The 6,057-nt window shown below is 73.9% G+C and carries 4 protein-coding genes and 1 pseudogene; 2 read left to right on the top strand and 3 right to left on the bottom strand.

Annotation, left to right across the window (positions count from 1 at the left end; genetic code table 11):
• Positions 1-712 (top strand): annotated as a pseudogene (locus tag I6A60_RS23420) (hypothetical protein); the annotation flags it as partial.
• A gap of 436 nt (positions 713-1,148) precedes the next feature.
• Here the strand turns inward: I6A60_RS23420 and pyk are convergent.
• Positions 1,149-2,564, bottom strand: coding sequence for a pyruvate kinase (gene pyk / locus I6A60_RS23415; protein ID WP_203022188.1), 1,416 nt, complete (start codon positions 2,562-2,564; stop codon positions 1,149-1,151).
• Between the two features lie 354 nt (positions 2,565-2,918).
• On the opposite strand from pyk, the gene I6A60_RS23410 reads away from it, so the two are divergent.
• Positions 2,919-3,071 (top strand): hypothetical protein, encoded by a 153-nt coding sequence (locus tag I6A60_RS23410; protein ID WP_203022189.1) that lies wholly within the window; start codon positions 2,919-2,921, stop codon positions 3,069-3,071.
• Between the two features lie 90 nt (positions 3,072-3,161).
• Here the strand turns inward: I6A60_RS23410 and I6A60_RS23405 are convergent, their stop codons facing one another.
• Positions 3,162-5,084: an ABC transporter ATP-binding protein gene (locus tag I6A60_RS23405; protein ID WP_203022190.1), complete on the bottom strand. Its 1,923-nt coding sequence runs from the start codon at positions 5,082-5,084 to the stop codon at positions 3,162-3,164.
• A gap of 108 nt (positions 5,085-5,192) precedes the next feature.
• A partial coding sequence (locus I6A60_RS23400) for an enoyl-CoA hydratase/isomerase family protein (RefSeq protein WP_238436047.1) occupies positions 5,193-6,057 on the bottom strand: 865 nt, incomplete at its 5' end.

Below are 6,057 nucleotides of genomic sequence, written 5' to 3'. Positions count from 1 at the left end.
GGTCGGCTGTCCCGGCCGCGCGGCCGCTGGACGCCCGGTCGCGGACATGCCCGCGCCTCCGGCCGCCGGGGCGGGCTGCCCCGGGCGTGCCGTCGGCCCACCCGGGGCGGCCGCTGGGCGCCCGCCGGGTACCGGCGCGGTGCCGCCCGGCGAGGACACCGGCTGGCCGCCTCCGGGAAACGCGCTCTGGCCGCGCGCCGGGGCGACCGCACCTGAGCCCGACCCGGCCGGCCGCCCGGACGGCCCAGCCTGCGACGCGGACGATCCCGAGGACGAAGACGATCCCGAGGAGGCAGCCGACCCCGCGGAGCCGGAAGACCCCGACGATCCCGACGGTCCGGACGATCCCGACGGCCTGGACGGCGAGGTACCTCCAGGGGCAGGCGGGCGGGCGGAGGAGAACGCGGTCGGCCCACGCTGGCCAGCCGGCCCACCCGCGGCCGGGCGCGGCGCGGCCACGCCCCCGGGCACCGCCGGCGGACCGGACGAGGCGGGTGGCAGGCGCGTGGCGCCGCCGGAGCCCCCAGACGACCCGGCCTGCGGTGGGCCGGCCGCCGGCGATCCTGGCGCACCGCCCGGATGCCTGACCGGCGCTGGCCCGGCGCCGGCGGGCCGCGGCAGGCCGGGCCGCGCCGCGGCCGGCCCGCCGGCCCCAGGCGAGGGACCGCCGGCTCCAGGTGGGGGCGCCGGCGCACCGGCAGGACGGCCCTGACCAGGGCCTGCGGCCGGTGCCGGCGGCCCGCTCCCAGCGGGGCGCGCGGTCCCGGGCGCGCCAGGACGCGGCGAGCCGCCGTCAGGCCCGGATGGCTCGGCGTCGTCCGGGCCCGACGCCGGTTTGCGCTGTTCGACCATCCACCGCTCCCGACGCTTGAGACCGAGAGCCGGCGAGCCCCGAACCGGGCCGGGCACGCGCGCGGTCGTCCGCGCGTCGGGGGAGGTCCGGCACGGCGTGGGAAACACCGACTGGCCGGACCCTACCGAGAGCACGCTCACCCGGCTACGAGCGGCATAACCGCCTGCCCCGGAAACGCGGAGAGCTGGGGCCGCCATGCCTGGGCACGGCGGACCCCAGCTCGGGGGCGGCACGCTCTCGGGAAGGGTGGCCCGACCAGCGGCTCAGAAGCCTGAGGCTGGCGGGACGGTCAGCGTCAGACGGCCTCGCCGATCCGGTGCACCCGCATCGTGTTGGTCATGCCGGCGACGCCCGGGGGCGTTCCCGCGACGACGACGACGAGCTCACCCGGGCTGCACCGACCGATCTGGAGCAGCGCCTCGTCCACCTGGCGGACCATCTCGTCGGTGCTGTTCGCGAACGGCACGACGAACGTCTCGACGCCCCAGAACAGCGCCATCTGGTTGCGCATGTCCGGGATCGGGGTGAACCCGAGGATCGGCACGTACGACCGGTAGCGGGCCAGCCGGCGGGCGGTGTCGCCCGACAGCGTGTGCGCGACCAGGTAGCGGGCGCCGACCGCGGCACCGACCTCGACCGCGGCCTGGGCGATCGCGCCGCCGAGCGTGCGCGGAGCGGTCCGCAGCGGGTGCACCCGGGAAAGGTCGTGCTCGGCGGTCTCGATGATCCGGGCCATCGTCGAGACGGACTCGATCGGGTACGCGCCGACGCTGGTCTCCGCCGACAGCATGATCGCGTCGGCGCCGTCCAGGACGGCGTTGGCGCAGTCGCTCGCCTCGGCCCTGGTCGGCCGGGGCGCGCTGATCATCGACTCGAGCACCTGGGTGGCGACGATGACCGGCTTGGCCCGCTCCCGGGCGGCACTGACCGCCCGCTTCTGGACCAGCGGCACGTCCTCGAGCGGGAGCTCGACGCCCAGGTCGCCGCGGGCGACCATGAGCCCGTCGAACGCCTCGACGATGCCGTCCAGCTCGGCGACCGCCTGCGGCTTCTCGATCTTGGCGATGACCGGGACACGGATCCCGACCTCGTCCATGATCTTGCGGACCTTCTCCGCGTCGGCGGCCGAGCGGACGAACGACAGGGCGACCATGTCGACGCCCAGCTCCAGGGCGTAGCGCAGGTCCTCCTCGTCCTTGTCCGTGAGGGCCGGGACGGTGAGGGCGGCACTGGGGATGTTCATGCCCTTGTTGTTGCTGACCGGCCCGCCGATGACGACGGTGGTGTGGACGTCGGTGTCGGTGACCCCGTCGATCGTCAGCACCAGCCGGCCGTCGTCGACCAGGATCCGGTCGCCGGTCTTCACGTCGCCGGGCAGGCCCGGGTAGGTGGTGCCGACCTGGTGCTGGTCGCCGGCGACGTCGCGCACGGTGATCGTGAACTGCTCACCGGGGACGAGGGTCACCCCGCCTGAGGCGAAGGTTCCCAGCCGGATCTTCGGCCCCTGCAGGTCGGCGAGGATGCCGACCGCGCGGCCGGACTCCGCGCTGGCGTCGCGGACCTTCCGGTACACCGTCGCGTGTTGCTCATGTGTTCCATGGGAGAAGTTGAGGCGTGCGATGTCCATTCCGGCATCGACAAGGGCACGCACCCGCTCGGGGGAGTTGGTAGCCGGACCCAACGTACAGACAATCTTGGCTCTTCGTGGCACGAGTCAAAGCCTAGGAAATGATCGTCCGGGTTTGGACGGCGGGCCATCCGGGAGTGTCGGCGCGTCGCACTTCGACCGCCACCTTCGGTGGACACTCCGCGCGTTACGGACATGCCGTAACCCAGTGCGCCCCAGCGCGTGACGGCGTACCGTCGAGCGACCGGCATCCGCCGGCAGTTCCCTGTCAGATTGGCGACAGCCCCCGCGCGGCGACTCAGGGGTCGGCAGCCAACCAGGGAACCCAAAGTCCCAGCACAGCAAGGGAATCCGAGCAACGACGCCCGGCGGTCCCTGCGCTCGACGACGTGCGGAGGTAGGGATGACGCAGCCACACAGGGTCTCCCGGAGCGCGGTATGACCAACAATCCGGCGATTCACCGCCGCCCCTCGGGTGACGTCGACATTGCCGTTCCGCAGGACGAACCCGAGCAGCAGCGGGACGCGGCCGCGACGGGTTCGAAGAACGGCGCCGGCGATATTTCCGGGCCGCCGACCACAGCGGAATAACGAGACGCGACCGTCCATATATATCGCCGCGGCAACGGCCGGGCTTAGGGCGCTTCCCGCGGATCGACCAAGATCCGGGGGAAGCGCCCGCTAGGCCGCCGCGACTCCGGCCGGGGACTCCGCGACTCCAGCCGGGGACTCCGTGGCGAACTGGGTCCGGTAGAGCTCCGCGTAGAGGCCGCCCTGGTCGAGCAGGGCGGCGTGCCGGCCCTCCTCGACGACCCGGCCGTCCTCGATGACGAGGATGCGGTCCGCGTCCCGGATCGTCGAGAGCCGGTGGGCGATGACGAGCGCGGTCCGCCCGGTCAACGCGGCGGCGAGCGCCCGCTGCACGGCCGCCTCCGACTCGCTGTCCAGATGGGCGGTCGCCTCGTCGAGCACGACGACGCTCGGTTCCTTCACCAGCAGCCGGGCGATCGCCAGCCGCTGCTTCTCGCCGCCGGAGAGGCGGTAGCCGCGCTCACCCACGACCGTGTCCAGGCCGTCGGGCAGCGAGCGCACCAGCGCCCCGATCTGGGCGGCGTCGAGCGCGGCCCACATGAGGTCGTCGGTGGCGTCGGCGCGGGCGTAGCCGAGGTTCGCCCTGATCGTGTCGTGGAACATGTGCGCGTCCTGGGTGACGACGCCGACGGTCGCGCGCAGCGAGGCGATCGTGACGTCCCGCACATCCTGGCCGCCGACCCGCACCGTGCCGTCGACCGCGTCGTAGATCCGCGGCACCAGCTGGCTGATCGTCGTCTTGCCGGCGCCCGACGGGCCGACCAGCGCCACCAGCTCGCCGGGCGCCACCCGGAACGTCACGTCGTGCAGCACCGGCGCCGGGACGCGCGGGTCGAGGACGGCGACCGACTCCAGCGACGCCAGCGACACCTCGCTGGCCGCGGGGTAGCGGAACCCGACATGGTCGAACTCGATGCTCGCGCCCCCGGCGGGCGGCGCGAGCGCGACGGCGCCGGGCCGGTCGGCGATCGCCGGCTCCAGGTCGAGCACCTCGAAGACCCGCTCGAACGAGACCAGCGCCGTCATCACGTCGACGTGCACGTTGGACAGCTGGGTGAGCGGTCCGTAGAGCCGGGTGAGGTACGCGGTCAGCGCGACGATCGTGCCGACCGCGATGTGGCCCTCCGCGGCGTACCGGCCACCCAGGCCGTAGACGACCGCGGTCGCGAGCGCAGCGACCAGCGTCATCGACGCGAAGAACACCCGCCCGTACATGGCCTGGGTGACGCCGATGTCGCGGACCCGGCCCGCCTGCCGGCGGAACGCGGTGGCCTCGCGGGCGGGGTCGCCGTAGAGCTTGGCCAGCTGCGCGCCGGCGACGTTGAACCGCTCGGTCATCGTGGTGTTCATCTCGGCGTTGAGCCCGTAGCTCTCCCGGGTCAGCGACGCGAGCCGCGGCGCCAGCTTCTTGGCCGGGACGACGAACACCGGCACCAGGACCAGCGCGATCAGCGTCACCTGCCAGGACAGCGTGAACATGGCGGCCAGCACGAACCCGACCGTGAGGATGTTCGAGAGCACGGCCGACAGCGTGTTGGTGAACGCCGACTGCGCGCCGAGCACGTCGTTGTTCAGCCGGGTGATCAGCGCTCCGGTCTGGGTCCGGCTGAAGAAGGCCAACGGCTGGCGCTGCACGTGGTCGAACACCCGGGAGCGCATGTCGAAGATCAGGCCCTCGCCGATCCGCACCGACAGCCAGCGCGACACCAGCGACAGGCCCGCGTCGACCAGCGCGAGGACCGCGAGGACCGCGGCGAGCACCTCGACGAGACCCACCCGGCCGCGGGTGATCCCGTCGTCGATGATCGCCTTGTAGATCAGCGGCAGCGTGGTGCCTAGCGCGGCGTCGAGCACCACGACCAGCAGGAACGCGAGCAGCAGCCGCCGGTAGGGCCGGGCGAAGCCGGCGATCCGCCGGATCGTCCCGGGGCGCAGCTTCTGCCGCGCGACCGACCGGTCACGTTGGAAGCTGCTCATCGTCGTCCAGGCGTTCCGACCTGCCGGGGGTGACATCCGCCGCACGTGTCCCTTCGCTGGTTGCCGTACCCGGACTGTAAGGACCAGGACGACGCACAGCATTCCCCGACATCGGCCGGTGCCAAGCCCGGCACAGGCCGGGGGTCAGCCGGTGGGACGGTCGGCGAGGCAGCGGGCCAGCGCGGCGCGCTCGGCGGCGCGCCGATCAGCGTGGCGCCGGGCCCCGTTCAGCAGGGCCTTCGTCTCGACGGCCGCGGCCCGCGGGGTGGCCAGCACAGCGGCGACAAGGTCGTCCACGGCCCGGTCGAGGTCCGCTGCCGGCACGACCCGCTGGGCGACGCCCGCGGCGAGCGCCTCGGTGGCGGTGAGCCGGCGGCCGGTCAGGCACAGGTCGAGCGCGGTCGGGTAGCCGAGGAGGTCAACGAGGGTTGTGGTGACCCCCAGTCCCGGCACCAGGCCGTGCGCGGCCTCCGGGAGGGCGAGGGTGGCGTCCTCGGTCAGGACGCGCAGGTCGCAGGACAGCGCGAGCTGCAGGCCGGCGCCGCTGGCCGGGCCGGCGACGGCGGCGACGCTGATCAGGTCGGCCCGGTCGGACAGCCAGCCGAACGCGGCCTGCCAACGGGCTACCAGGGGTTCGAGGGCGACAGCCTCATCCGGTGGCCCGTCCGGCGCGTGGCGCTCGTGCCGGGCCGCTTCCTCGGGGGCCGTCTCGGTCGGTAACGACCACGGCTCGCCCCGCAGGACGATCACCCTGACCTCGCCGGTCAGGGACCGCGCGACGGCCGCGAGTGCGTCGGACACGACGGTCAGCCCGGCCCCTGTCGCCAGGTGACCGCCCCGCCGGCCGCCGGCGTGTTCGGTGGTGCGACTGCTGTTCCTGAAGGTCACCGTCGCGCGAGCGCCGGTGACGGTGAGTCCAAGACCGGCCGCCGCCCTCCCGGCGGCGGCCCGGGGCGGGACGCTGAGGCGCTGGTCGTGTTGGTGCCCCGGGGCGCCCCGCCCCCGCCCC

Origin of the sequence: Frankia sp. AgB1.9 (assembly GCF_016786355.1) — a bacterium.
In the GTDB taxonomy this organism is placed as follows: domain Bacteria; phylum Actinomycetota; class Actinomycetes; order Frankiales; family Frankiaceae; genus Pseudofrankia.
This window is presented reverse-complemented; position numbering and strand designations above follow the sequence as displayed.

Coding starts and splice junctions, on each gene's coding strand:
- I6A60_RS23410 (WP_203022189.1), top strand. CDS start 2,919: ATGACCAACAATCCGGCGATTCACCGCCGCCCCTCGGGTGACGTCGAC.
- I6A60_RS23405 (WP_203022190.1), bottom strand. CDS start 5,084: ATGTCACCCCCGGCAGGTCGGAACGCCTGGACGACGATGAGCAGCTTC.